Source organism: Halarchaeum nitratireducens (assembly GCF_014647155.1).
GTDB classification, from domain to species: domain Archaea; phylum Halobacteriota; class Halobacteria; order Halobacteriales; family Halobacteriaceae; genus Halarchaeum; species Halarchaeum nitratireducens.
On sequence record NZ_BMOQ01000004.1, the window covers coordinates 279,614 to 303,280 of the forward strand.

General features: G+C 71.9%; 21 protein-coding genes. 14 read left to right on the plus strand and 7 right to left on the minus strand.

Translation table 11 applies throughout. The annotated features are described in order from the left end of the window. Window positions 1-2: 2 nt before the first annotated feature. The 4 genes from IEX91_RS16730 to IEX91_RS08395 all read left to right on the plus strand — a co-directional run bounded on the left by IEX91_RS16730 (window position 3) and on the right by IEX91_RS08395 (window position 6,364). Window positions 3-3,368, plus strand: coding sequence for a DEAD/DEAH box helicase family protein (locus IEX91_RS16730; protein ID WP_229772827.1), 3,366 nt, complete (start codon window positions 3-5; stop codon window positions 3,366-3,368). Between the two features lie 115 nt (window positions 3,369-3,483). Further along, complete coding sequence (locus IEX91_RS08385; protein WP_188878289.1) at window positions 3,484-4,521, plus strand: zinc-dependent alcohol dehydrogenase family protein; 1,038 nt, start codon at window positions 3,484-3,486, stop codon at window positions 4,519-4,521. A gap of 90 nt (window positions 4,522-4,611) precedes the next feature. Continuing rightward, window positions 4,612-5,688, plus strand: coding sequence for a two-component system sensor histidine kinase NtrB (locus tag IEX91_RS08390; RefSeq protein WP_188878290.1), 1,077 nt, complete (start codon window positions 4,612-4,614; stop codon window positions 5,686-5,688). Window positions 5,689-5,695: 7 nt separating this feature from the next. Continuing rightward, on the plus strand, window positions 5,696-6,364 hold the full coding sequence (locus IEX91_RS08395; protein ID WP_188878291.1) for a response regulator: 669 nt from the start codon (window positions 5,696-5,698) through the stop codon (window positions 6,362-6,364). 25 nt (window positions 6,365-6,389) lie between these two features. Here IEX91_RS08395 and IEX91_RS08400 read toward each other — a convergent pair whose 3' ends face one another. Then, window positions 6,390-7,397, minus strand: a complete 1,008-nt coding sequence (locus IEX91_RS08400) for a glycosyltransferase (protein WP_211087540.1) — start codon at window positions 7,395-7,397, stop codon at window positions 6,390-6,392. Window positions 7,398-7,454: 57 nt separating this feature from the next. Here IEX91_RS08400 and IEX91_RS16505 point away from each other — a divergent pair, with 57 nt between their 5' ends. From IEX91_RS16505 to IEX91_RS08420, 5 genes are all read left to right on the plus strand, one after another. Then, complete coding sequence (locus tag IEX91_RS16505) at window positions 7,455-7,589, plus strand: hypothetical protein (RefSeq protein ID WP_268238683.1); 135 nt, start codon at window positions 7,455-7,457, stop codon at window positions 7,587-7,589. A gap of 62 nt (window positions 7,590-7,651) precedes the next feature. After that, window positions 7,652-8,659 (plus strand): LamG domain-containing protein, encoded by a 1,008-nt coding sequence (locus tag IEX91_RS08405; RefSeq protein WP_188878293.1) that lies wholly within the window; start codon window positions 7,652-7,654, stop codon window positions 8,657-8,659. Continuing rightward, window positions 8,656-9,972: a hypothetical protein gene (locus IEX91_RS08410; RefSeq protein WP_188878294.1), complete on the plus strand. Its 1,317-nt coding sequence runs from the start codon at window positions 8,656-8,658 to the stop codon at window positions 9,970-9,972. Before IEX91_RS08405 ends, IEX91_RS08410 begins: the two co-directional genes overlap by 4 nt. 31 nt (window positions 9,973-10,003) lie before the next feature. Continuing rightward, complete coding sequence (gene glmU / locus IEX91_RS08415) at window positions 10,004-11,245, plus strand: bifunctional sugar-1-phosphate nucleotidylyltransferase/acetyltransferase (RefSeq protein ID WP_188878295.1); 1,242 nt, start codon at window positions 10,004-10,006, stop codon at window positions 11,243-11,245. Further along, complete coding sequence (locus IEX91_RS08420) at window positions 11,238-12,386, plus strand: glucosamine inositolphosphorylceramide transferase family protein (RefSeq protein WP_188878297.1); 1,149 nt, start codon at window positions 11,238-11,240, stop codon at window positions 12,384-12,386. Before glmU ends, IEX91_RS08420 begins: the two co-directional genes overlap by 8 nt. On the opposite strand, the gene IEX91_RS08425 is transcribed toward IEX91_RS08420, so the two are convergent. Next, window positions 12,383-13,615 carry a hypothetical protein gene (locus IEX91_RS08425; RefSeq protein WP_188878298.1) on the minus strand — a complete coding sequence of 411 codons (1,233 nt, stop codon included), beginning with the start codon at window positions 13,613-13,615 and terminating at the stop codon, window positions 12,383-12,385. The two genes, IEX91_RS08420 and IEX91_RS08425, sit on opposite strands and share 4 nt — an antisense overlap. 21 nt (window positions 13,616-13,636) lie before the next feature. After that, on the minus strand, window positions 13,637-14,416 hold the full coding sequence (locus IEX91_RS08430) for a polysaccharide deacetylase family protein (RefSeq protein ID WP_188878299.1): 780 nt from the start codon (window positions 14,414-14,416) through the stop codon (window positions 13,637-13,639). Window positions 14,417-14,498: 82 nt separating this feature from the next. On the opposite strand from IEX91_RS08430, the gene IEX91_RS08435 reads away from it, so the two are divergent. The 3 genes from IEX91_RS08435 (at window position 14,499) to IEX91_RS08445 (ending at window position 17,614) form a co-directional block, all read left to right on the plus strand. Then, entirely contained in the window at window positions 14,499-15,704 is a 1,206-nt protein-coding gene (locus IEX91_RS08435) for a glycosyltransferase (protein WP_188878301.1), read from the plus strand. Continuing rightward, the gene (locus tag IEX91_RS08440; RefSeq protein ID WP_188878302.1) at window positions 15,701-16,705 is read left to right on the plus strand and encodes a glycosyltransferase family 2 protein; all 1,005 of its coding nucleotides are present in this window, start codon (window positions 15,701-15,703) and stop codon (window positions 16,703-16,705) included. Before IEX91_RS08435 ends, IEX91_RS08440 begins: the two co-directional genes overlap by 4 nt. 150 nt (window positions 16,706-16,855) lie before the next feature. Further along, complete coding sequence (locus IEX91_RS08445) at window positions 16,856-17,614, plus strand: glycosyltransferase family 2 protein (RefSeq protein ID WP_229772828.1); 759 nt, start codon at window positions 16,856-16,858, stop codon at window positions 17,612-17,614. On the opposite strand, the gene IEX91_RS08450 is transcribed toward IEX91_RS08445, so the two are convergent. Further along, a complete protein-coding gene (locus IEX91_RS08450) occupies window positions 17,611-19,623 on the minus strand; it encodes a hypothetical protein (protein WP_188878303.1) in 2,013 nt (670 codons plus the stop codon). The genes IEX91_RS08445 and IEX91_RS08450 overlap by 4 nt on opposite strands. An 81-nt stretch (window positions 19,624-19,704) precedes the next feature. Here IEX91_RS08450 and glmM point away from each other — a divergent pair, with 81 nt between their 5' ends. Then, entirely contained in the window at window positions 19,705-21,036 is a 1,332-nt protein-coding gene (glmM, locus tag IEX91_RS08455; protein ID WP_188878305.1) for a phosphoglucosamine mutase, read from the plus strand. On the opposite strand, the gene IEX91_RS08460 is transcribed toward glmM, so the two are convergent. Next, on the minus strand, window positions 21,033-21,947 hold the full coding sequence (locus IEX91_RS08460; RefSeq protein WP_188878306.1) for an NAD-dependent epimerase/dehydratase family protein: 915 nt from the start codon (window positions 21,945-21,947) through the stop codon (window positions 21,033-21,035). The genes glmM and IEX91_RS08460 overlap by 4 nt on opposite strands. 30 nt (window positions 21,948-21,977) lie before the next feature. Further along, complete coding sequence (locus IEX91_RS08465) at window positions 21,978-22,535, minus strand: metal-dependent hydrolase (protein ID WP_188878307.1); 558 nt, start codon at window positions 22,533-22,535, stop codon at window positions 21,978-21,980. A gap of 85 nt (window positions 22,536-22,620) precedes the next feature. On the opposite strand from IEX91_RS08465, the gene IEX91_RS08470 reads away from it, so the two are divergent. After that, window positions 22,621-22,911, plus strand: coding sequence for a hypothetical protein (locus IEX91_RS08470; RefSeq protein WP_188878308.1), 291 nt, complete (start codon window positions 22,621-22,623; stop codon window positions 22,909-22,911). A gap of 19 nt (window positions 22,912-22,930) precedes the next feature. On the opposite strand, the gene IEX91_RS08475 is transcribed toward IEX91_RS08470, so the two are convergent. After that, on the minus strand, window positions 22,931-23,566 hold the full coding sequence (locus IEX91_RS08475) for a hypothetical protein (RefSeq protein WP_188878309.1): 636 nt from the start codon (window positions 23,564-23,566) through the stop codon (window positions 22,931-22,933). Between the last annotated feature and the right edge of the window lie 101 nt (window positions 23,567-23,667).

The window sequence follows — 23,667 nt, forward strand, 5'->3', positions numbered from 1 at the left end:
TAGTGACAGACGACGAAACCGACCCGACGCTCTCCCTCGACGCCTTCTACGACGCCCTGGAGTCCGTCGGCCGCCCGGTCGTGACGGCCGGCCGCCTCGCGGGCGTGCTCGGCTGGACGCAGGCCGAGGCGAGCGACGCGCTCGATCGTCTCGCCGACGACGACGCGGCCGTCCAGCGCGTCGACGTCTCGAACGACCCCGTCGTGTGGTTCCCGACGGACTGGGCGCGCACGACGGAGCGCGAACGCGTCGTCGTCTTCCCGGAACACCGCGAGGTCGTCGTCGACCAGCCCACGCAGTTCACGCGCGCCCAGCTCGCGCAGTTCGCCACGCTCACCGACACGACGGGCGAGAACGCCTATCGGTATCGCGTGCGCGAAGAGGACGTCTGGGGCGCGCCCCACGGGGACGTCGAGGCCCTGCAGCGCACGCTCCGACAGGCCCTCGGCGATCGGTATCCGACGCTGGAGGAGTTCGTCACCGACCAGTGGCGGCGGGCGCGCCAGTTCCGACTCTACACGCACGACGAGGGATACGTCGTCCTCGAGGCCTCCTCGCCGGAGATGATGGGGAACGTCGCGGAGCAACACCTCTCCGAGGGGACGATCCGCGCGCCGATCACCGACACGGAGGCGTGGGTGGCCGCGGAGGCCGTCGCCACCGTCAAGCGCGACCTCTACGAGGCGGGCTATCCCGTCCAGGACGATCGGACCCTCGACGAGGGGGCGGCGATCGACATCGACCTCCGCCTCTCGCTGCGCGACTACCAGCGCGGGTGGGTCAAACGCTTCGTCGAATCGGGCTCGGGCGTGCTCGTCGGTCCGCCGGGGAGCGGTAAGACCGTCGCCGCGCTCGGCGTGATGGACGACATCGGCCGCGAGACCCTGATCCTCGTGCCCGGACGCGAACTCGTCGGCCAGTGGCGCGACAGCCTCCTCGAATACACGACCCTCACGCACGACGACGTTGCCGAGTACCACGGCGGCGTGAAGGAGATCGGTCCGGTGACGATCGCCACGTACTCCTCCGCGGGGATGGAGCGACACCGGCGGCTCTTCGACGAGAAACGCTGGGGGCTCGTCGTCTACGACGAGGCCCACCACATCCCGGGCGACGTCTTTCGCCGGACCGCGGACCTCCAGGCGTCGGCGCGCCTCGGATTATCGGTCGATGGGGACACTGTCGTTCCGGTACGCTCCGAGACGGGCGTCGAGATGCGGCGCATCGAGTCCCTCGCGTCTGAATATCTCGGTGACGGCGTCGGCGTCGCGTCCGTCTCGGACCTCGAAACGCTGGCCGTCACCGAGGACGGCGCAGTCGAGTGGACGCCGCTGACGTCGGTAATGCGCCACGCGCACGACGGACCGCTCTATCGCGTCCGCGCGCGGAACGGGCGGGAGGTCACCGTCACCGAGGATCACTCGCTCATCGTCTTCGACGGCGACGAGATGGCGATCACGAGTAAGCTCCCGGGCGACCTTGGCGACGACGACTTTCTCCTCCAACCGTCTACTCTCCCCGACGCGGTCGCGTCCGCGGAGTCGACCGGCGATGCCGACACCAGTACCGTGGACGTCATGGGACTGCTCGATGAGGGGTACGTGCTCGTGAACGAGGACGCGCCGACGTCGGCGTTCGACGCACTGTACGAGCGCGACGTCGGCGACAACAAGGCACGCTATCGCTGGAAGTCACGACGCTACCTCCCGCTCGACGTCGCACGGGAGATCGACTTCGAGCGCGAGTTCGTGAAGGGCGTCTACGTGCACGGCCGTCGGACGTACGTTCCGCCGGTGGTCTCGACCGAGGCGTTCGCCCGTCTCGCCGGGCTCTTCGTCGCGGACGGCGCAATCGACGACCATCGCGTCGAATTCTATGCGGAGGACTCTGCGCAGACCTCGGAGGTAGACGCGTTCCGCGACGTCATCCGCGCGGTCTGCCCCGAAGCCGACATCAACTCGGTGGCGAACGGTGAGAACTGTACGACGCTACGCGTCTCCGGCGTCCTCCCACGGATCCTCGAGAAGATCGGGCTCTCGAACGGCGCGCGCGAGAAGCACGTGCCACCGATGGTTCTCTCGAACCCGGACGCGTACGAGCCGTTCCTCGAGGGCGTCGTGCTCGGTGACGGACACCGCGCGACGCGCGAACGGGGCCGTGAGATGGTCACGATTTCGACGTCGAGTGACCGCCTCGCGCAGGGATTGAACCTGATCCTCGCGGAGCTCGGGTACGTGGGCGGCGTCTACCGCCGTGACTGCGACGTCGGCGTCCGAGAGGGAGAGCACGACACGGTGACGAACAACCTCGTCCGGTTCAACTCCAAGAACCGGCAAAGCGGTGGACGGCTCTCACTCACGCCGTTCACGGAGACGCTCTCGGATGCGTACGAGGGACTCCCGCGCGATCCGTCTCGGGCGGCTGACGGCGGACAGCTCACTTCCGGGCTCTCGGATCGGGTGCGGTTGAACGACGACGAGCTTCGAACGATCTCCGCGCGCAGCGGTATCGACGCCGATTGGCTCGCCGAGACTGACGTTGCGATGCTCGACGTCGAGTCCGTGACGGAAGTCGACGGCGAGGAGTACGTCTACGACGTCTCGACGGAACACGAGAACTTCCTCGGGAACCACCTCTTCTGTCACAACTCTGCGACACCAGTCCGGGGCGACGACCGCGAGGCGGACATCTACACGCTCATCGGGCCGCCGATCGGCACGGACTGGGAGGCGCTCTTCGAGGCGGGATTCGTTCAGGAACCCGAGGTCGAGATCCGATTCGTCCCGTGGACCGACGACGAGCACCGCTACGAGTACGCGAGCGCGGACGGCCACGAGCGTCGGATGCTCGCCGCCTCGAACCCCGCGAAGATCGACGAAGTGCGCGCGATCCTGGAGTCCCACCCCGACGCGAAGACGCTGCTCTTCGTCGACTACCTCGATCAGGGCGAACAGCTGAGCGACGCGCTCTCGATCCCGTTCGTCAGCGGCGACACGCCCCACTCGCATCGCGAACGGCTCTTCCACGAGTTCCGCGCGGGCGAGCGCGACACCCTGCTCGTCTCGCGCGTCGCCGACGAGGGGATCGATCTCCCGGACGCCGAGCTGGCGATCGTCGCCTCCGGGCTCGGCGGATCGCGCCGTCAGGGTGCCCAGCGCGCCGGTCGAACGATGCGACCCGCGGGGCGCGCGCTCGTCTACGTGCTCGCCACGCGCGGGACCGAGGAAGAGGACTTCGCGCGGAACCAGACGCGCCACCTCGCGGAGAAGGGCGCGCGAGTGCGGGAGGCGGACGCGGAGGCGCACGCGGATGCGAACGGCGGTGAGCATCCGCGGAACGGGCGAACGGGGAGCGAGCGCGACCCGTGAGCGACGTGGCGACTCGCTCTCGCTCGCCACGGAACGACGAGCGGGAGTGAGCGCCGTCGCGGCGTCACCCGCCGCGGCGGGTGGCTTTTTCACCCGGACGAGCGATCCCCCACACATGGACGCAGCCGTCTACCACGGCGAGGGCGACATCCGCGTGGAGGAAGTCCCGGACCCCGAAATCGAGGAGCCGACGGACGCGATCGTGCGCATCACACACACGGCGGTCTGTGGCTCCGACCTCTGGTTCTATCGAGGCCAGCGCGACTACCCGACGCCGGGGCGCGTCGGCCACGAGCCGATGGGCGTCGTCGAGGCCGTCGGCGACGACGTGACGCACCTCCGGCCGGGTGATCGGGTGCTCGCGCCGTTCGCTATCTCCTGTGGCGAGTGCGAGTTCTGCCGGAAGGGCCTCTACACGTCCTGCGTCGAGGAGGAGGGGTGGGGCGGCGAGCACGACGGCGCGCAGGGCGAGAAGGTCCGCGCGCCGTACGCCGACGGGACGCTCGTCCGCGTGCCGGAGCGCCACGCGAACGACGAGGACGTCCTCGAAGCGCTGCTCCCGCTGACGGACGTCATGTGCACGGGCCACCACGCGGCGGTGAGCGCGGGCGTCGAGGCCGGCGATACCGCGGTCGTGGTCGGCGACGGCGCGGTCGGCCTCTGTGGCGTGCTCGCGGCGAAGCGCCTCGGCGCGGAGCGCGTGATCGCCATGGGACACCACGAGGACAGATTGGCGATCGCGGCGGAGTTCGGCGCGACGGAGACGATCGCGGCCCGCGGCGAGGCGGCCGTCGAGCGGGCGCGCGAACTCACGTACGGCGGGGCGAATCACGTGCTCGAGTGCGTCGGCGCGGAGTCCTCGATGGACACGGCGTTCGCGGTCGCGCGCCCCGGCGGGACGGTCGGGTTCGTCGGCGTCCCGATGGGCGTCGACGAGGCGGCGTTCCTCGACGACGCCTTCCGGAAGAACGTCGCGCTCCGCGGGGGCGTCGCGCCCGTCCGCGAGTACGTCGACGACCTGATGGCCGACGTCCTGCAGGGCACCCTCGATCCCTCGCCGATCTTCACGAAGACGGTGGACCTCGACGGCGTCCCCGAGGGATACGCGGCGATGGACGAGCGCGACGCCGTGAAGGTCATGGTGAAGCTCTGATCGGACGGGGGGTGGTGATCGGAATAGCTATCCGCGTGGCGGGCGAATCCTATCGGTAGCTAGACCCCCGTTATGTCATCATCAGGACCGTTGTCCGACGCCGAGGAGCGCGTCGGCTCGCCCATGTTCGACGAGAGCGGGAACGTCGAACCCGGCGTCCTCGACAAGGACTTCTTCGAGGTGTTGGTCGAGAACGGTTCGGACGCGATCGTCTCCATCGACGAGCAGAGCCGGATCCTCTTCGCGAACCGGTCGGTGGAGCGGGTCTTCGGGTACGAACCCGAGGAGCTCGTCGGCGAGCCGCTGACGAAGATCATGCCCGAGCGCTTCCGCGACGCGCACCACGCCGCCATCGACGCGTACCTCGAGACGGGGGAGCGGACGCTCGACTGGCAGAACGTCGAACTACCGGCCCGGCACAAGGACGGCCACGAGGTCCAGCTCTCGATCACCTTCGAGGAGCACCACTACGACGGCCGACGGGTCTTCTCGGGGATCATGCGGGACATCACGGAGCGCGTCGAGCGCGAGCGCGAGCTGCAGCGCCAGAACGAGCAGTTAGAGCGCTTCGCCTCCATCGTCAGCCACGACCTGCGCGACCCCCTGCAGACCGCGAAGGCGGACGTCGCCATCCTCGAATCGCAGCCTGACGACGGTGACGAGCTGCTCGCCGAGCTCGACGACACGCTCGATCGCATGGACGAACTCATCGAGGACGTCCTGACGCTCGCCAAGCAGGGGGAGAGCATCGGCGACACCGCACGCGTCCCCCTCGAACGCGTCGTCAAGGACGCGTGGCGGACCGCCGGCACCGACGCCGCGACGCTCGACGTCGAGGGCGACCTGCTCGCCGTGAAGGCGGACCGGGAGCGCTTCGAGACGCTGCTCCAGAACCTCTTCCGGAACGCCGTCGAGCACGGCGGCGACGACGTGACGGTTCGCGTGGGCCTGCTCGACGACGGCTTCTACGTCGAGGACGACGGTCCCGGCATCCCCGCGGACGCGCTCGACGACCTCTTCGCGTACGGCTTCACGACGAGCGACACCGGCACGGGGTTCGGGCTCTCGATCGTCGAACAGATCGCCGACGCCCACGGCTGGTCGGTCGAGGCCTCGACCGGCGAGCGCGGCGCTCGCTTCGAGTTCCACGACGTCACCATGTCCTGATACGAACATGAACACCGCTGATCCATCGACGCCGTTTCGAACCGCTCGCCTCCTGACCGACGGCGGCGCCGCGCCCGACGATCGACCCGTCGTCCTCGTCGTCGACGACGAGGAGCGCATTCCGCAGGCGTTCGCGCTCTGGCTCGACGACGACTACGAGGTCCGAACCGCCACGAGCGGTGAGGAGGCCCTCGAACGCCTCGACGACGCCGTCGACGTCGTGCTCCTCGATCGCCAGATGCCGGGGCTCTCCGGCGACGCGGTGCTCGAACGCATCCGCGAGGAGGGATACGGGTGTCGCGTGGCGATGGTGACCGGCGTCGACCCCGACTTCGACATCGTCGACATGCCGTTCGACGACTACCTCAAGAAGCCGGTCGGCCGCGACGAACTCCAGGCGACGGTCGAGCGCTTGCTCTCGGTGAGCGACTACGACGAGGCGGTCCGGCGGTATTTCGCGCTCTCGGAGAAGCGCGCGACGCTGGAGGCCGAGAAGAGCCGCGCGGAACTCGACGCGAGCGACGAGTACGCGTCGCTCCTCCGGGAGCTCGACGAGCAAGAAGAGCGGATGAACGACCTGATGGGGCGGATGGACCCCGATCAACTCGACGCGCTCTTCCGCGAACTCGACGACGGGGAACGAAGCGCGGGCACGCCGGGTTCTACGGACGGCTAGCGGTCCGTCGCGTTCGCGCGCCCGCTCACGACCGTAGTACCGACGCCGCGACTCCCTCGGCGAACCCCACCCCGTACGCGACGTACTGCACGACGAGGAGCAGCGGCGCGAGCAACGCGAGCGGCGTTCGGCGCTCGCGGTAGACGGCGCGCGTCACGAGCGCGGCGACCGGGAGGAACGCGAGGCAGAGCGCGGGGACGTAGCGCGGGCCGCGGCGGAGGTCGCGGAGCGCGGCCGCGGCGCCGCCGAGGAGGGCGAGCGTCGGGACCGGGGAGTACCACCGGACGAGTCGGCGGTGACGACACTGGATGCGCGCCATCGCGTCGCCGTAGCTGCGGCTCTTGCGCGCGAACGCCCGAAGCGTCGGCGTGAGGTGGTGGCGGACGACGATCCGCGGATCGTAGCAAAAGCGGTAGCCGTCGCGGGCGAGACGGTAGTGGAACTCGGCGTCCTCGCCGACGTTGACGGTGTCGTCGTAGCGGTACTCGTCGAAGACGTCGCGTCGGTAGCAGACGTTACACGCCGCGACGGAGCGCACGAGCCGGACGTCGTCGATGGCGCGGGACTGGGGGCTGCCCCCGGAACCGAACGCGGTCCGCTGGAGGCTCCCGACGACGCGCGCGAACGCGGGATCGTCCTCGAAGGCGACGTTCGGTCCGCCGGCCCCGACGACCACGGGGTCGTCAGCGTACGTTTCGAGGCGCGCGACGTGGTCGGCCAGCCACGTCGGGGGCACCCGACAGTCCGAATCGGTGAACGCGACGTAGTCGCCCTCGGTCGCCTCGACGCCGCGATTGCGACACGCGCCGATCCCCGCGCCGTCCGCGCTCACGAGTCGGGCGTCGAACTCCGCGACGACGTCGCGCGTCGCGTCCGTCGATCCGCCGTCGACGACGACGACCTCGTAGCGCTCGTCGGGGTAGCGCTGCCGGTCGAGCGACGCCAGCGTCTCCGCGACGGTGTCGGCCGAGTTGTACGTCACGACGATCACGCTCACGGTCGGGTCGACCGACTCCGGGTCGCGTTCCGTCATCGTCGCCGCTACGTCGCTCGCCCGAATAACTGTGTAGGGCCGCCGCGGTACCGACAGATGTCGAACACGAAGCGGGCGATAGTCCGTCTCACGGCCGGCATCCGGTCGGTCCCTCGTCGGTGGTACGCCGCCGTCGACCGCCTCGTCCGCCCTCGACCGCCCGTCGACGCCGTCGGGCACGGCGAGCGCTGACGTGAGTACGCACCCCGTCCCTCGTGGGTACATATATATCGACGGACGTCGAACTATGAGACATGGATGGAGATCGAGAACCGGTCGACGGACTCACCAGACGCGACTGGCTGAAGCTCGCCGGCGTCGCGGCCGCCGTACCGCTCGCGGGCCCCGCGACGGGCACGGCGAGCGCCGCCGCGGCGGACGGGGTAGCGTACGGCTACGGCGGGGGCGCGGTCCGCGTCGCCGCGCCCGCGCTCCTCGGTGAGCTCGGCACCGCCACGGCGAGCGTTTCGCTCCCGACACCGGTCGCGCACTGGACGTTAGACGAAAACGGCGGACGGGTCGTCCGCGACACCGCCGGCGATCACGACGGGACGCTCGTCGGGAACCCCGTGCTCGGTGAGCCGGGAGTCCGGGGCTCGGGCGCGCTGGACTGCCGTCGACGCGACGGCCACTACGCGACGGTCCCGCACGACCCGACGCTCGCGCCGCGCGAGTCGCTGACGATCTCGGGGTGGTTCCGCACGAGCGCGGACGACACCGAACAGACGATCATGCAAAAGGCGACCGACCACGTGCGCGGATCTGGGTACGTCCTCGACGTCCAGGCCGGACGGGCGTTCCGGGCGAAGCTCGGCGTCGAGTCCGGGCGCGCGTTCGTCAACCCTTGGGCGGACTTCGACGCGCACGACGGCGTGTGGCACCACCTCCTCGCCACGTGGAACGGGGACGCGCTCGTCCTCTACTACGACGGCGAGGAGGTCGGCCGCGACGAGAGCCAGTCGGGTGCGCTCGTCGCCGACGACAGCCCGTTGCACATCGGTCACGGGCACAACGCGTGGGCGACGGTCTACGACATGGCGGGCTCGGTCGACGACGTGCGGCTCTACGACGTCGCCCTCGACGCCGACGCCGTCCGCGCGCTCTACGAGGGGACGTCGACGGTCGACGACGGCGGTGGGTCGACCACGACTACGACCACACCGACCACGACGACGACCACGCCGACCGACGACGCTGACGACGAGTACGGCGAGCAGGGGTACGGCGCGTACGGCTACGGCGGTGTTCCCACCCAACCATGACTGAGAACCACGGATACAACACGCCCGCGGCGGGCACGACCGACTGGCACGTACCGCTGAACGAGAACTTCGAGGCCTTCGACGCGGACGTCGAGGTCCGCGATACGGACGCGAACCGGACGAACTACGCGCCGAAGTCCGGAGCGAAGTTCCTCGCGACCGACACCGGCCGCGTCTACCTCGGCGACGGGTCCGCGTGGAGCTCCCTCGGATCCCTCTCCGGCGACGCGGCGGGCGGCGGAGGCGTCACCGAAGCGCTCGTGAAGGGGAACCTCGTGGTGCTCGGGCGTCAACTCGCCGCGCCCGAGACGATCGACCCCGCCTCGACGGACACTCCGGTACAGGACGGGCTCGATCGCCTCGCGTCGAACGGCGGCGGCACCGTCCGCCTCCCGCCGACGACAGTCTCGGAGGGAGGGATGATCAGCGTGCCGAGCAACGCCGCGATCTTCGGTTTCGGACCGGACGTCTCGAAGGTCGCCATCACGCCCGCCGGCGTCGACGGCGTCGTCTTCGACGAAGCGGGCGGCGTCGATCACGCCCAACTCGACGGCTTCGCGCTGAACGGTCCCGGGCCGGGCGTCGACTCGGGCGTCGCCATCCACCACGTGAACGGCGACACGCAGAACCTCCGCATCGGCCGCCTCGTCCTCTGGGGGTGGACGAACAGCGTCTACCGCGTCGATCAGGGCGTCGGCCCCTTCCAGTGTCGCCACGAGGAGATCACGGTCTACGACTGCGACGCCGGGGCCGAGGACGGCCTCTTCGAGTTCCGCTCGTGGTACGGGCCGGCGAACTGGTTCGGCACTATCGCGGCCTATCCGACCGCGGACGCGAGCGGGCAGAACACGACGGTGTTCTTCACGCGCGGGGGCACGCAGACCATCGACTACCTCACGATGGGCGGCTCGGCCGGGACGGCGCTCCACCAGACGTGGGACGCCCAGCTCCGCGTCGAGAGCGTCCACTGGGAGCCCACCGAACTCCGCTCGACCCCGGACGCGATCGTGCGGCTGCTCGGCCACGGCGTCGCCCAGATCGGGAACGTCAAACACATCACGGGCGCGACGCGACACGTCTACGAGCTCGGCTACGACGCGTACAACGCGAACGCGCCCGCGGCGAAGGTGCTCGGGCCGTACTTCGGTCTCGGGGGGTCGCTCGGTGCGGCCGTCGTGAACCTCGCGGCGGCCGCGGACGCCGCGCGGCCGTCGTTCTACTGGGGCATGGCGGCCGACGTCGACGTCACGCACGGCGACGGCGCGACCGGCGGTCTGCGTGCGCTCGGCGAGGCCGGGGCCGCGGTCGGCTAGACTAATGTGGTCGTCGCCCGACCGGTGAGGCATGCAGACAGTCGTCCTCGCCGCGGGTCGTGGCACTCGGATGCGGCCGTTGACCGACCGCCGACTGAAGCCGATGCTGCCCGTCGCGGGCCGCCCGCTCGCCGCGCACACGGTCGAGGCGGCCGCCGACGCGGGCGCGTCGCGCGTCGTCCTCGTCGTCCAATCCGACGACGACGCCGTGCGCGAGTACTTCGGTGACGAGCACGCGGGCGTGGAACTCGACTACGCCGTCCAGACCGAACAGCGCGGCACCGCGGACGCCGTGCGCGCCGCCGCCCCGACGCTCGACGACGCGCCGTTCGTCGTCCTGAACGGCGACGCCCTCTACGATCACGACTCGCTCGCCGCCCTCTACGACCGCGCGCCCGCCGTCGGCGCGTTCCGCGTCGCGGACCCGACGCAGTACGGCGTGCTCCTCACTGACGAGTCGGGCGAGCGCGTCACGGGCGTCGTCGAGAAGCCCGCCGATCCCCCCTCCGATCTCGTGAACACGGGCGCGTACGCCCTCCCCGCGGCGGCGAAGTCGTGGCTCGACGTCGACGAGTCCGCGCGCGGCGAGCTCGAGTTCACGGACGTCCTCGCACGGGCCTGCGCGGAGTTCGCCGTCAGCCCGGTCGCCTTCGAGCGCTGGCTCGACGTCGGCCGCCCGTGGGAGCTGCTGGCGGCGAACGAGTGGAAGCTCGCGGAACTCGGTGGTCGCGTGGAGGGCGACGTACACGTCGACGCCGAACTCAGCGGTGACGTCGTCGTCGCGGACGGCGCGACGGTGCGCTCGGGCGTCGTGATCGAGGGGCCCGCGTACGTAGATCGCGGCGCGACGGTCGGGCCGAACGCCTACGTCCGGGGCGCGACGTACATCGGCCCCGACGCGAAGGTCGGTCACGCCGTCGAGGTGAAAAACAGCGTCATGATGGCGGACGCGCACGCTGGCCACCTCAGCTACGTCGGCGACAGCGTCCTCGGGCGAGCGACGAACCTCGGCGCGGGGACGAAGGTGGCGAACCTCCGCCACGACGGCGACTCGGTGAAGATGCTCGTGAAGGGCGAAGTCGTCCCGACCGGCCGCCGTAAGCTCGGCGTGGTCCTCGGCGACGGCGCGAAGACGGGGATCAACACGAGCCTGAACGCCGGCGTGAAACTCCCGACCGACGGCGCGACCCGGCCCGGCGAAGTCGTCATGTTCGATCCCGACAGCGAGCGGGGCCGCGCGGCGCGTGACGGGCGCGAGCGCGACGATGAGTGACGACCGGGGGGGCCGGCGCGACGCGGACGCCGCGCCCGCGCCCCACCCCCGAGGCCGCAACCTCGCGGGCGACGCCCTGCGCGCCCTCCGCACTCGCCTCGGCGCGTCGCCGGCCGTCGGAAACGCCGCGTGGCGCCTCGGCGAACTGCTCCATCACGGGGGGGGCGAGCGACGCCCCGGAACCGCGGAGGCCGGCCGGATCGCGGGCTTGTCCGACGGGCCGGACGCTCCGACGTATCCGATCGAGGCACCGATCGCGGACCCCCTCGATCCAGCGCCCGCGCCCGGCGTCGTCAACCCCGTCTTGACGGTCGCGGACGTGACCGACGTGACGGGCGCCCACTGCGTCGCCGATCCGTTCCTCCTCCCCCTCGCGGGGACGTGGCACCTCTTCTTCGAGGTGTACGCCCACTACCGGCGGCCGACGGCCGTCATCGCGCACGCGACGAGTCCCGACGGCGCCGACTGGACGTACGACGGCGTCGTCCTCGAAACCGAACACCACCTCTCTTACCCCTACGCCTTCCGGTGGGACGGCGACCACTACATGGTCCCCGACGCGTGGTCGAAGGACCCCGCGAACCCCGCGCCCGTCACGCTCTACCGGGCGCGCGACTTCCCGCGGGGCTGGGAGCCGATCGCCGACCTGTTCACCCCGCCCGGCGACCTCCACGACTGCACGCTCTTCCGGTGGGACGGGCGTTGGTGGGCGCTCTGCGGCGACGGCCGCGACCTCTACGCCTACCACAGCGACGCGCTCGACGCCGACGGGTGGACGCCACACGCCGCGAACCCCGTCGTCGCAGGCCGGCCCGCCGGCGCGCGCCCCGGTGGTCGCCCGATCGTCCGCGACGAGCGCGTCCTCGCCTTCTACCAGGACGGCACCGACCACTACGGTGGGCAGGTGCGCGCGTACGAGATCACCGATCTCACCCCGGAAACGTACCGCGATCGGGAAGCCGACGGCTCGCCCGTGATGCACGCCGACGGGGAACGGTTCGGGTGGCTCTCGGGGTTCACCCACCAGTTCGACCCGTGGTACGACGGCGAGGGGTGGTGGTGCGCGGTGGACGGCAACCCCGGCTTCGGCTGGCGGCTGACCGGCGACCACCACTGGGCGATCGGGATGTTCCGGGCTTAGGCGAGGCCGACGCCGGCGTCCCCGAGGACGCGCAGGCGTCCCTCGTTCGGAACGCCGAGCGAGACCGTTACGTCGTCTCGCACCCCGTAGTACCACGAGCGCGACCCGCGCTCCCCCCGACCGTTGACGCGGACGACGTTCCCCGTGACGGTGCCGCGGGTGGCGCCCGGCGGTACGAGGTGCTTGTTCCCGAAGCCGCTCGCCAACTCGTAGACGTAGGGGACCGTCCCGGTGTCGACGACGACGTCGGCGACGTGCGTGACGCCCGATCCGGCGAGGCGGACGAGCGCCTCGGGCGTCGCCGGCTGGGACTCGGGCTCCCAGTGGAGGCGGCCCGCGCGGAGACGGCCGTCGGTCTGCTCGACGAGCGTGCCGGCGGTCCCGCCGACGGAGACGTCCTCGAACGCGAGCTCGCCCCCGGCCTGTCGGAGGACCGTCGTCGGCGCGCCGCTCGCGCGGGCGTTCGGGTACGCGACGACCGTCCCGAAGTGGTTCGCGGGCCCGTACTCCGAGCGCCAGTCGAGCAGCGCGCCGGCCGCGCCCGCGTCGCAGTCGTCCGCGCGGAGGAAGTCGTAGCGACATTGGAACGGGCCGACGCCCTCCTCGACGCGGAGGACGCTGTTCCCCCACTGGCGACAGTAGAGCCGTCCCACGTGGACGTCCGCGGGGTCGTTCGCCGGGTCGTCCGTCGCGTCGACGTAGTGAATGGCGACGCCGGTGTCCTTCCGGACGCCCGGCCCGCGTAGCTCGAAGCCGTCGAGCGCGACGCGCTGGACGGACTCGTCGCGGTCGAAGCGAACCCCGTCCGTCCCGGACGAGCGGACGTGGATCACGGAGACGTTCATCCCGCAACCGTAGAGCCCCGTGTTCGGGTGCGGGCGGACCGGGCCCGCTTCGGTGACCGTCGTCGGCGGGAGGTAGACGCGCCCGCCGCCCACCGCGTCGACCGCATCGAGGGCGTCCTGCACGGGGGTCGCCGTCGCCGTCGGATCGAACGCCGCACCGCCGATCCCCGCGGCTACCGCGACGACGCGACCGTCGCGAAGCGCCGCGAACGCGCCGCCCTCGATCGACGCGCCCTCAGACACGGTCCTGTCCCCGCCGTTCGCATCGTCCACGTCGAGGATCGACGCGCAGCCGGCGGTCGATCCCGTGATCGCGGCGGCGAGCGAGGCGCGGAGGACCGACCGGCGTCGCGGGTCGTCGACGTCGGTTCGCTCGGGACACACTACCGCTTAGGTCTCCGCCCGTCACGATAACCCTTCGCCCCGAACCGCGCGCCGAAGGCGCTCGGCGGCCCCGGTGAGCTCCCAGCGGACGACCGACGGCGGTTGCGCGCCGTCGATCCGCGGGAGCAGCGCCGGATCGGCCCGCCGGCCGACGAGCCCGTCGCCCGCCGTCGCGTAGTCGTGCGATTCGCGGACGACGTCGACGGCGGTCGGCGAGTGGTCGCCGTACGGATAGCAAAAGCGCGTCACGTCGAGGCCGAAACGCGATTCCAAGCGCTCCTTCGCGCCGACGACCTCGTCGCGGACCGCGTCCGGATCGAGGCGGTCGAGGTGGGCGTGCGTTCGCGTGTGGTTGCCGACGGTGATGCGCTCAGCGTCGCCGAGCGCCGCGACGTCGTCGGCGTCGAGGTACGGGACGCCGTTGTCGCTCAGGCCGCCCACCCGGTCGGCGATGACGAACACCGTCGCGGGCGCGTCGAACTCGCGGAGGACGGGGAGCGCGTGGGTGCGAAAGTCCCGGTAGCCGTCGTCGAAGGTGAGCGCGACGCGCGGCGTCGTTCCCGCGTCGAGGACCGCGGGGAGGTCGACGAACTCGTAGCGCGCGTCGAGCCACGCGAGCTGTGCCCGGAGCGCCTCCGGGTCGAAGCGTCGGCCGGCCGCGTTCCCCTCCTCGCCGTCGAGGGAGTGGTACATCATCACCGCGTTCCGCGTCCCCGGCGTCCCCACGTGTAGGTACGCGTCGAACGCCGCGCAGAGCCGCCACGACGCCGCTTTCCCGGCCGCGACCACGTCTCCGATCATACCCTCGGTACGCATCGACACGGGTAATCGTTTCCTCCCCGACCCCCGGAAGCGTTAACCCCCGCGTGAGCGACCTATCGGTATGCCCGCGGACGCCCCCCCGGACTACCGTGCGCTCGCCGTCGCCGCCGAGCATCCGAGCCACGTCCATCCGGTTCGGACGCCGTTCAACCACCGCTCGCTCGACGCGCTCTGCGAGGCGGGCGTCGACCTCGACGTCGTCTCCCCCTCGCCGATCGCGCCGCCGGTCGGGCCGTACTCGGAGTACCGACACGTCCCGCGGACCGAACGGTGGGGGCGCTACCGCGTCCACTACCCACGCTATCTCTACGCGCTCCCGAAATCGCGCTTCTATCAGGTCTCGGGGAACTCGATGCGTCGGCGTCTCGCCGCCTTCGTCCCGGAGACCTTCGAGACGCCCCACGACGTCGTCCACACCTGCGGCGTCTACCTCGACAGCTACGGCGCGCTCGACTACTGCCGGGACCACGACGTCCCCCTGGTGGCGATGACGCACGCCGGGGACCTGCGAAACTACGACGCGTTCAACGACGACGTGCAGGCGAAGATCCGCGAGACGATCGACTACGCGAGCCGCGTGCTCACGGTCAGCGACGAGCTCGCGGGCGTCGCGCGGCGCTTCGCGCCCGAGGCGAAGGTGGAGACGGTGCCGATCGGTGAGGACCCCTCGAAGTTCCCGACGGACAGACGCGACGCCATCCGGCGCGAGCTCGGCCTCGATCCGGATACCGAGGTCCTCCTCTACGTCGGGCGCTTCGAGGAAGCGAAGGGCGTGCGCGAGCTCGTCGCCGCACTGCACGAGCTCGACCGGACCGACGTCTTCCTCGCGGCGATCGGCCACGACGGCGACCTCCGCTGGTGGTTCGTGAACGAGCTCGGCGAGATGGACCACGGCACGCACGCCTTCTGGCGGCTGGATCCCGTCGCGGTGCGGCGCTGGCACGTCGCCGCCGACCTGCTCGTCCACCCGAGCCACACGGAGGCGCGCCCGACCGTCATGTACGAGGCGATGGCGGCGAAGACGCCGATCCTCGGGACGACCGTCGGCGGCGTCCCCGAGATGGTCGCGGACGGCGAGACGGGGATCCTCGTCCCGCCGCGCGACGCGGACGCGCTCGCGGACGCCATCGACGCCCTCCTCGACTCGCCCGAGGGCCTGCGCGCGATGGGCGAGCGCGGCCACGAGCGCCTGCTGGCGAACGACTGGACGTGGGAGCGCCACGCCGACCGCCTCCGCGAGATCCATCGCGCGGTGATCGGGGAATGAGCGACCGGCGGTCGGACACGCGAGAGGGCGACGACGCGCGCGGCGGCCGGCGGGGCTCGATCGAACGCGACGGCGGCGACGACGCCACCGCCGAGCCGCCGCGCGTCAGCGTCGTCATCCCCGCCTACCGGCGCGCGGACGTCCTGCCGCGGGCCATCGACGGCGCGCTCGCGCAGACGGTGACGGCTCTCGAAGTGATCGTCGTGGACGACGGGTCGCCGGACGACACCGAGTCGGTCGTCCGCGCGTACGACGACCCGCGGGTGCGCTACGTCGCCCACGAGACGAACCGCGGCGTGAGCGCCGCGCGTAACACGGGCGTCGACGCGGCCCGGGGCGACTACGTCGCCTTCCTCGACTCGGACGACGAGTGGCTCCCCCGGAAGCTCGATCGCCAGCTCGCCGTCCTCGACGCGAAGGGAGCCGACTGGATCGGCGTCTACTGCGACTACGCGACCGTCGGAGGCGGCCTCGGCGCGCGCCTCGCCGCCCTCGTCTCCGAGCGGGTCTTTCGCGCCGGCGCGCCCCGCGAGGGCGGGCGCGAGCTCGCCGAATCGCTCCTCACGATGCGCGTCTTCATGGGCCCCGGTTCGACGCTCCTCGTCGCCCGCGACGCCCTCGACGGTCTCGCCTTCGACGAGGGGCTCTCCATCTACGAGGACTGGGACCTCGTCCTCCGCCTGCTCGCGCGCGGGAAGCTCGCGCACGTCGCCGAGCCCCTCGCGGTCGTCCACGACACCGGCGACGCGCCCCCGGACGCCTACGCCCGCAACGACCGTCGGTATCTCGAACGCAACGCCGACCTCGTCGCCGACCTCGAAGGGCGCGGCATCGACGTCGCGCGGATCCACCGCATGGGTCTCGTCGGCCACTATCTCCACGAGGGCCGCTTTCGGGACGCGCTCAGCTACCTCGACCCCGGCGTGCTCGCTCGCCCCGGCGACCTCCTGCGCCTCGCGTGGTGGACGTGCGTCGGAGCGCGGGTCGCGCTCCGCACGTAAGCTCCACCCTCGCCGTCGACCTCCGGCGAGAGGCGACGAGAGACCGGATGGAACGGCCTGAGGAGGGCGAGCGCCCCGGGAGCGAAGACGACGAGCGCGGCGGGTGCGAGCGACTAAGTGGCGTCCCGTCCTCCCCTCACCCGAACGCCCGTGTCCGACTACCCGCCCGTCTCCGTCGTGATCCCGTACAGCGAGCAGTACACCCCCGAGTGGATGCTGGAGGAGGCGACGGCCTCGGTGGAGGCGCAGGCCGTCGAGACCGAACCCCTCGTCGTCGCGGGCGACGACGGCCCCGCGGCCGCGCGCAACGAGGGACTGGACCGGGCCAGCCATCGCCACGTCGCGTTCCTCGACGCCGACGACACGTGGCACGACGACAAGCTCGTCCGCCAGCTCGACGCGATGCGCGAGGCGGACGCCGGCCTCTGCGTCGAGGGCGACTCACGCACGATGGACGATTTCGTCTACGACGTCTTCGTCGGCGATCTCACCTCTCTCATGTCCTCGGTGCTCGTCGACACCGCGCGGATCGATGCGCGCTTCGACGACGATCTCGAACGCGGCGAAGACCTCCTCTACGTCCTGACGGCCGCGACGCAGGCCGGCGTCTGTCTGCGCCCGGATCTCTTCGCGCACCGCGAGCACGCCGACAGCGTCACCGCGCGCGGGATGGCCGTCGAGGAGTACCTCGCGCAGTCCAAGCGCTTCGTCTACCGGGTGAGCGAACGCGTCCCCGAAGCCCAGCCCTACCTCCCGATCTACTACACGCAGCTGTACACGGACGTCGGGCGGGCGCACGCGGCGGACGGCGACGCTCGGCGCGCGCGGACGTACTACCTGCGGGCGCTCCGAATCAGCCTCCACCCTCACACGCTCGCGGCGCTCGCCCGGACGTACCTGCCGTTCTAGTCGGGCCGACCCGCGGTCGGCGCGGTCCCGTTGCCGAAGAGCGCGTCGCCCTCGCGCGTCTCCACGACGTGGACGCCGTCGCTACTGAAGACGACGTCGCGCGTGGCGAGGGCGTGCCGATAGCGCTCCTCGGAGACCGTGTACCACTGGAGCTGCGCGGAGACGGCGACGTCGCTCTCCGCCGTCGGGACGAAGTGTCGCGTCCACGCGTCACGGACGATAACGCGGTCGGTGGGCGCGGGCGCGGTTAGGCCACGGGCGGTGGCGTTCAGCGCGCCGACGCGCGGTCGCGCATCCGGTGGGCCCTGAACGGACGCGAGCGCGCGCCGCATCACGACATCCGCGGCCGCCGTTCCGTTCGTGTCCGCGAGGTAGGCCGCGACGTCGCCGACGGCCGCGTACTCGGCGTCGCTCATCGCCACCTGCGCGCCCCGCTGTTCGACGTAGACGGGTGGACCATCGAGATCGTCGGCGCTCGATCTGGTGAACGCGCCCGCGCTTCCGAACGCCGCGACGAGGACGACGGCGGCGACCAGGACGACGCGGTAGCGAGGCCGGGCCCGGAGGAGGCGCGCGAGGCCGAGCCCGATCGGGAAGACGGCGAGCAGGACGACGACGAACTGGATGCGCTCGCCCTGCGGGAGCGCCACGGGGAGCGGGAGGAGGACGGTGGCGAGAACGAACGCCGTGGCGACGACGCTCGCGCCGCGAGCGTACGTCTCGGTGCGTTCGAGGAACTCGTAGCCGCCGAGCAGGAGGACGGCGGTGGTGAGCGACGCGTAGACCCCGACCGGCGTGGCCAGCCACGCGAGCGCGCGCCCGACCGAGTCCGACGGGAGCGTCGCCCCGTAGCTGAAGACGACCGACGACGCCGCGCTCACCGCGTCCCCGAGCACCTGCGCGGCGATGGCGACGATCGCGTAGAGCATCAGGCTCGGCGAGTAGACGAGGTAGGCGAAGACGCAGAGCAGACCGAGGACGATCGGGAACGTCCACCGGAGGCGCGCCCACTCCCACGGCCGCGTCGCCAGCGCGTCCCACCCGAGGCGGCCCGCGAGGACGCCGCGGAGAACCGAGACGCCGGCGACCGCGACGATGAGGCCGACGAGCAGGACGTACGTGAGGTGGTGTGCGAGGACGAGCGTCGGGACGAGGGCGAGCGCGTAGGCGGCGTGTTCGCGCCGACGGGCCGTGTGACCGACCGCACGCCGCGCGAGGACGGCGTAGAAGCCGACTGCGAGCAGCGCCAGCGCGAACGACTGCGGGAAGAAGTAGAGCGCGTCGTACGCCGGGAGGTCGAGTATCGTGAACGCCGCGGCGCAGCAGAGCGCGATCCGCCGGTCGCCGAGCAGGCGGACGCCGACGAGGTACGTCACGGGCACGAGCGCCGCGTACGTGAGGACGCCGGTGAGGACGATCGCGTCGTACGGGACGAAGCCGGTGACGAACGTCACGGTACCGGTGAACAGGTGGAAGACGGGGAAGAGGTCGTAGCCGTAGGGGAGGAGGGCGCTGCGTCCCGTCGAGAGCAGGCGATCGAGCGCGGCGACGTGCGCGAAGACGTCCGTCCCGCCGAAGTAGAACCCGGTCGTGAGGTACTTGGCGATGACGGGGACGGCGAAGGTGGTCGTGAGCGCGAGCAGCGTCGGGCCGGGGTCGGGGTCGTCGGCCGCGAGCTGGTCGGCGACGAGCACGTACGCGACGAGGAGGAACGCGACGACGGGGAGGAGCCGCGAGCCGAGCTCGACCGTGGCGATAATCGATCCCGCTCCGCCGACGACGACGAGCTTCGACGCGACGGAGGCGGGGAGGAACGCGCGCCGCTCGCGCTCGCCTCCCGTCGCGGCGTAGGCGACGAGCGCGATGACGGCACCGGCGAGCGCGTACGTCGAGCGGATCGCCGTCGGCGGCTGCAGGACGTCCAGCGCGGCGAGCGCGGCGAGGAGCCCGACGACGACGCAGCACGCCAGGACGGCGAGCGCGAACACGAGACGGCGACGCGTCGGCATACCACGACCCACCGCGGGCGAGCGCAAAACCCTGCCGGTGGCCGGGAAACCGTTACCACCCGGGGTCGCGTTGGTCGAGCCATGGAACGACGGAGCTACTTCGGTACGAGCGGGATCCGCGGGCGCGTCGGCGAGGACGTCACGGCCGACCTCGCGTTACACGTCGGGCGCGCGCTCGCGGCGGACGCGGAGACGGTCGTCGTGGGGCGCGATCCGCGACCGAGCGGCACCGTGCTCGCGGACGCGCTCGCCGCCGGCCTCGCCGAGTGCGGCTGTGACGTCGTCGACCTCGGGCCGGCCGCGACGCCGACGGTCGCGCGAGCCGTCGCGTGGCACGACGCGGACGCCGGCGTCGCCGTGACGGCCTCGCACAACCCGCCCGCGTACAACGGGCTGAAATGCTGGCAGCCCTCCGGACAGGCCTTCGACGGCGCGATGCAGGACGCCGTCGTCGAGCGCCTCATCGCGGAGGAGTACGACCTCGCCGCGTGGGACGAGACGGGCGCGCGCCGTGAGCGTTCGGACGCGCGCGAGCGCCACGTCGCGGCCATCACCGACTCGGTGACCATCGACCCCGCGGACGCCCCGAGCGTCGTTGTCGACCTCGGTAACGGCGCGGGCGCCGCGTCCGTCGACGCGCTCGTCGAACTCGGCTGCGACGTCGAGACGCTGAACGCCCAGCCGGACGGGCGCTTTCCCGGCCGGCCGAGCGAGCCGACGGCCGCGAACTGCGAGTCCCTCTGCGACCTCGTCGCGGCCACGGACGCCGACCTCGGGCTCGCGCACGACGGCGACGCCGACCGGATGATGGCCGTCACGGCCGACGGCGACTTCGTCTCCGGCGACGCCCTCCTCGCCGTCTTCGCCGCGGCGCTCGCCGACGCCGGCGACCGCGTCGCCGTCCCGGTCGACACTAGCATGCTCGTCGCCGACGCGCTCGCGGACGTCGGCGCGGACGTCGTCTACACCGAGGTCGGCGACGTCCACGTGGCCGAGCGCGCCGTCGCCGAGGACGCCGCGTTCGGCGGCGAACCGAGCGGCGCGTGGATCTTCCCCGACGACACCCTCTGCCCGGACGGCCCGCTCGCCGCCGCGAAGCTCGTCGAGCTCGTCGCCGACGGACCCGGACTCGCGGAGCGCGTCGCCGCCTTCCCGTCGTACCCCATCCGGCGAGCGAGCCGGGAGGTCGCGGACAAACTCGGCGTCATGGAGCGGTTGCACGACACGGTGCGCGAGGCCTACGACGACGTGGACACGCTCGACGGCGTTCGCGTCGATCTCGGCGACGCGTGGTTCCTCCTCCGTCCGAGCGGAACGGAGCCCATCGTCCGCGTCACCGCCGAGGCCCGTGACGACGCCCGCGCGGACGAGGCCTTCGAGGAGGCGCGCGCGCTCCTCGAAGCGGCGGCCTAACCGAGCAGGGCATCGAGCCCGTCAGCCAGCGCCGTCTCGGCCTCGAACCCGAGCTCCGCGCGGGCCTTCGAGACGTCGGCGACGCTGGCGCGGATGTCGCCCGGGCGGGCGTCACCGTTGACGACTTCGGCCTCGGGCGCGACGCGATCGCGGATCAGCGCGGCGAGCTCGCGGATCTCGACTGCTCGCCCCGTCCCGACGTTGTACGCCGCGCCGGTCTCGTCGGTCGTCGCGGCCGCGAGGTTCGCGCGCACGACGTCGGAGACGTGGACGAAGTCGCGCGTCTGCGTGCCGTCGCCCTGCACCGTGATCGGACCGCCCGCGCGGGCCTGCTCGGCGAACGTCGTGATGACGCCGCTGTACGGGCCGCCGCGCTGACCCGGCCCGTAGACGTTGAAGTAGCGCAGCGCGACCGTCTCGACGCCGTAGAGGTCGGCGTAGAGCCGGCAGTAGTGGTCGGCGGAGAGCTTTTCGAGGCCATACGGCGAGCTCGGTTCCTTCGCCGCGTCCTCGGGAACGGGGGTCGTCTCGGGCGCGCCGTAGATCGCCGCGCTAGAGGCGAAGACGACGCGCGCACCGACCTCGCGCGCGGCGTCGAGCACGCCGAGCGTCGCGTCGACGTTCACCGCGTGCGTCGCCTCGGGGTCCTCGACGGAGCGCTCGACGCTGACGATCGCGGCCTCGTGGAAGACGACGTCGACGCCCGCCATCGCCTCGCGGACCGCGGCGTCGTCGCGCACGTCGCCCTCGACGAACGTCGCGTCGGCGGGGACGCGCTCGCGCGTGCCGGTCGAGCAGTCGTCGAGGACGCGGACCGTCGCGCCGCGCTCGCCGAGGGCGTGCGCGAGGTGGCCGCCGACGAATCCCGCGCCGCCGGTCACGAGCGCCGTCGCCTCTGAGAGTCGAGCCATACGGCGCGTTCGACGCCGGCCGGGAAATCCCTATCGCCGACGCCGGCGCCCGGGGTCGTCGCCGGTGCCCGCGCTGCCGGCGCGCCACACGTGGTAGCAGAAGACCGTTCCGAGGAGCGCGCCGACGGCGAGCTGGAGCGCGAACGCCGGCGAGAACTGCGTGCCGAGCACGGCCGTGAGTAGCTCGCCGAGGTTCCCCGGTTCGTCGTAGGGCGGCGGCGGCGTCAGCGGCCACAGCAGGAAGCCGAGCTCGCCGTAGTCGCCGGCGAGGAACGGCCCGAGGGCGTCGAGTACGAGGTGGGAGAGGACGCCGAAGCCGAACGCGACGCCGGCCTCCCGGCGCGCGCGCCGCCGGCAGACGACCGCGACGATCAGGAGCAACGGCAGGACGAAGACGAGCGAGTGGGCGAGCGAACGCCCCGAGGGGAGGACGCCGAACACCCACGCGGCGGGCTTGTCGATCAGATCGGGGAGTTGCGTGCCGAGCACGAGCGCGCCGAGCGTCAGCCGATCCGCGCGCCACCACGCCCGCGGTCGCACGAACAGGTAGGCGACGTACGCGAGTCCGAGGTGTGCCCACGGCCACATCGCTCGACACTACTACGGCCGCCGACATAACGCGTGCCATCGGTACCGGCGGGTATTAAGCCGCCGCCGCCCCACCGTCGGATCGATGCCGACGCCGCGACAGCGCCGCCTCGTCCGCCAGCACGCCGCGTTGACGCTCGTCGCGCTCGTCGCACTCGCGCTCGGCGACGCCCTCACGCTCCCCGTGGCGGTCGTGGCGTCGCTGCTCGCGCTCCTCCTCGCGGCCGAGTTCACGGCCCCCGTGTACGCCCGCCCGCCGTGGCGCGCGCGCCTCCGCTGGATCCTCCTGCTCGGCGCGCTCCTCGTCGTCGTCCTCGGGGCGACGCACGTCGCGACGGTCGCCCGGACGCTCGACCCGTCGCTCGCCTACTCGTAGTTCCTCATCGCCGCTCGCGCTACTCGGAGCGGTACGTCAGCCGAACGCGCCCGTCGGCCTCGGCCTCGGCGTCGACGGTCAGCGCCTCGTCGCGGCTGCGGACCAATCCGACCGCGAGCAGCGACGCGACGGGCGCGTCGACGGCCGCCGGATCGCCGATCGCGTCGGTGACGACGACGGCGGCGACGCCGTCCGTCTCGACCGGACGCACGTCTCCCGCGAGCTCGAACCGTCCGGTAGCGACGTCCGCGAGGCGCGCCGTCACGGTCTCCGGGGCCGTCGCGCCCCCGATGGGATCGCGCTCGATCGCCGCGAGCAGATGTACGCCGACGGGCGAGAGCGTCGCGCCGTCGACGAGCAGTCGAACGCCACCGTCGCTCGACGCGTATCGCGGCGTCGCGTCGTCGTCGATGCGCTCGCTGACGTCCGCGTTCCGGGCGGCCTGCATCGCGGCCGGGACCGATCGCGGGACGGCGCCGCCGGGCGTGAGCACGATATCGAGGACGCCGGCGACGAACGCGACGCCGCCGACGACGAGCACGTCGGCGCGCCAGCCACCCGTCGGGGGCCGAAACGCCGGCAGCTCGACGGCGATCGTGAGACAGCAGACGCCGAACAGCGCCGCGAGCGCCCCCCGTCGATACCGGCCGCTCACCGTTCGTCCCTCCCGTGCTCGCGGCCGTCCGCGTTCCGTCGCCGAGTCACACGTCGCCCCGACGGCGGCCGGCGGCTTAGCTGTTGCCGGACGGGCGCGGG

Bases quoted from the DNA above. Each gene is read 5' to 3' on its own strand.
- IEX91_RS08470 (WP_188878308.1), top strand. From the start codon at position 22,621: ATGCCGACGCCGCGACAGCGCCGCCTCGTCCGCCAGCACGCCGCGTTG.
- IEX91_RS08450 (WP_188878303.1), bottom strand. From the start codon at position 19,623: ATGCCGACGCGTCGCCGTCTCGTGTTCGCGCTCGCCGTCCTGGCGTGC.
- IEX91_RS08440 (WP_188878302.1), top strand. From the start codon at position 15,701: ATGAGCGACCGGCGGTCGGACACGCGAGAGGGCGACGACGCGCGCGGC.
- glmU (WP_188878295.1), top strand. From the start codon at position 10,004: ATGCAGACAGTCGTCCTCGCCGCGGGTCGTGGCACTCGGATGCGGCCG.
- IEX91_RS08420 (WP_188878297.1), top strand. From the start codon at position 11,238: ATGAGTGACGACCGGGGGGGCCGGCGCGACGCGGACGCCGCGCCCGCG.
- glmM (WP_188878305.1), top strand. From the start codon at position 19,705: ATGGAACGACGGAGCTACTTCGGTACGAGCGGGATCCGCGGGCGCGTC.
- IEX91_RS08400 (WP_211087540.1), bottom strand. From the start codon at position 7,397: ATGACGGAACGCGACCCGGAGTCGGTCGACCCGACCGTGAGCGTGATC.
- IEX91_RS08465 (WP_188878307.1), bottom strand. From the start codon at position 22,535: ATGTGGCCGTGGGCACACCTCGGACTCGCGTACGTCGCCTACCTGTTC.
- IEX91_RS08385 (WP_188878289.1), top strand. From the start codon at position 3,484: ATGGACGCAGCCGTCTACCACGGCGAGGGCGACATCCGCGTGGAGGAA.
- IEX91_RS08435 (WP_188878301.1), top strand. From the start codon at position 14,499: ATGCCCGCGGACGCCCCCCCGGACTACCGTGCGCTCGCCGTCGCCGCC.
- IEX91_RS16505 (WP_268238683.1), top strand. From the start codon at position 7,455: ATGTCGAACACGAAGCGGGCGATAGTCCGTCTCACGGCCGGCATCCGG.
- IEX91_RS08395 (WP_188878291.1), top strand. From the start codon at position 5,696: ATGAACACCGCTGATCCATCGACGCCGTTTCGAACCGCTCGCCTCCTG.
- IEX91_RS08430 (WP_188878299.1), bottom strand. From the start codon at position 14,416: ATGATCGGAGACGTGGTCGCGGCCGGGAAAGCGGCGTCGTGGCGGCTC.
- IEX91_RS08405 (WP_188878293.1), top strand. From the start codon at position 7,652: ATGGATGGAGATCGAGAACCGGTCGACGGACTCACCAGACGCGACTGG.
- IEX91_RS08460 (WP_188878306.1), bottom strand. From the start codon at position 21,947: ATGGCTCGACTCTCAGAGGCGACGGCGCTCGTGACCGGCGGCGCGGGA.
- IEX91_RS08410 (WP_188878294.1), top strand. From the start codon at position 8,656: ATGACTGAGAACCACGGATACAACACGCCCGCGGCGGGCACGACCGAC.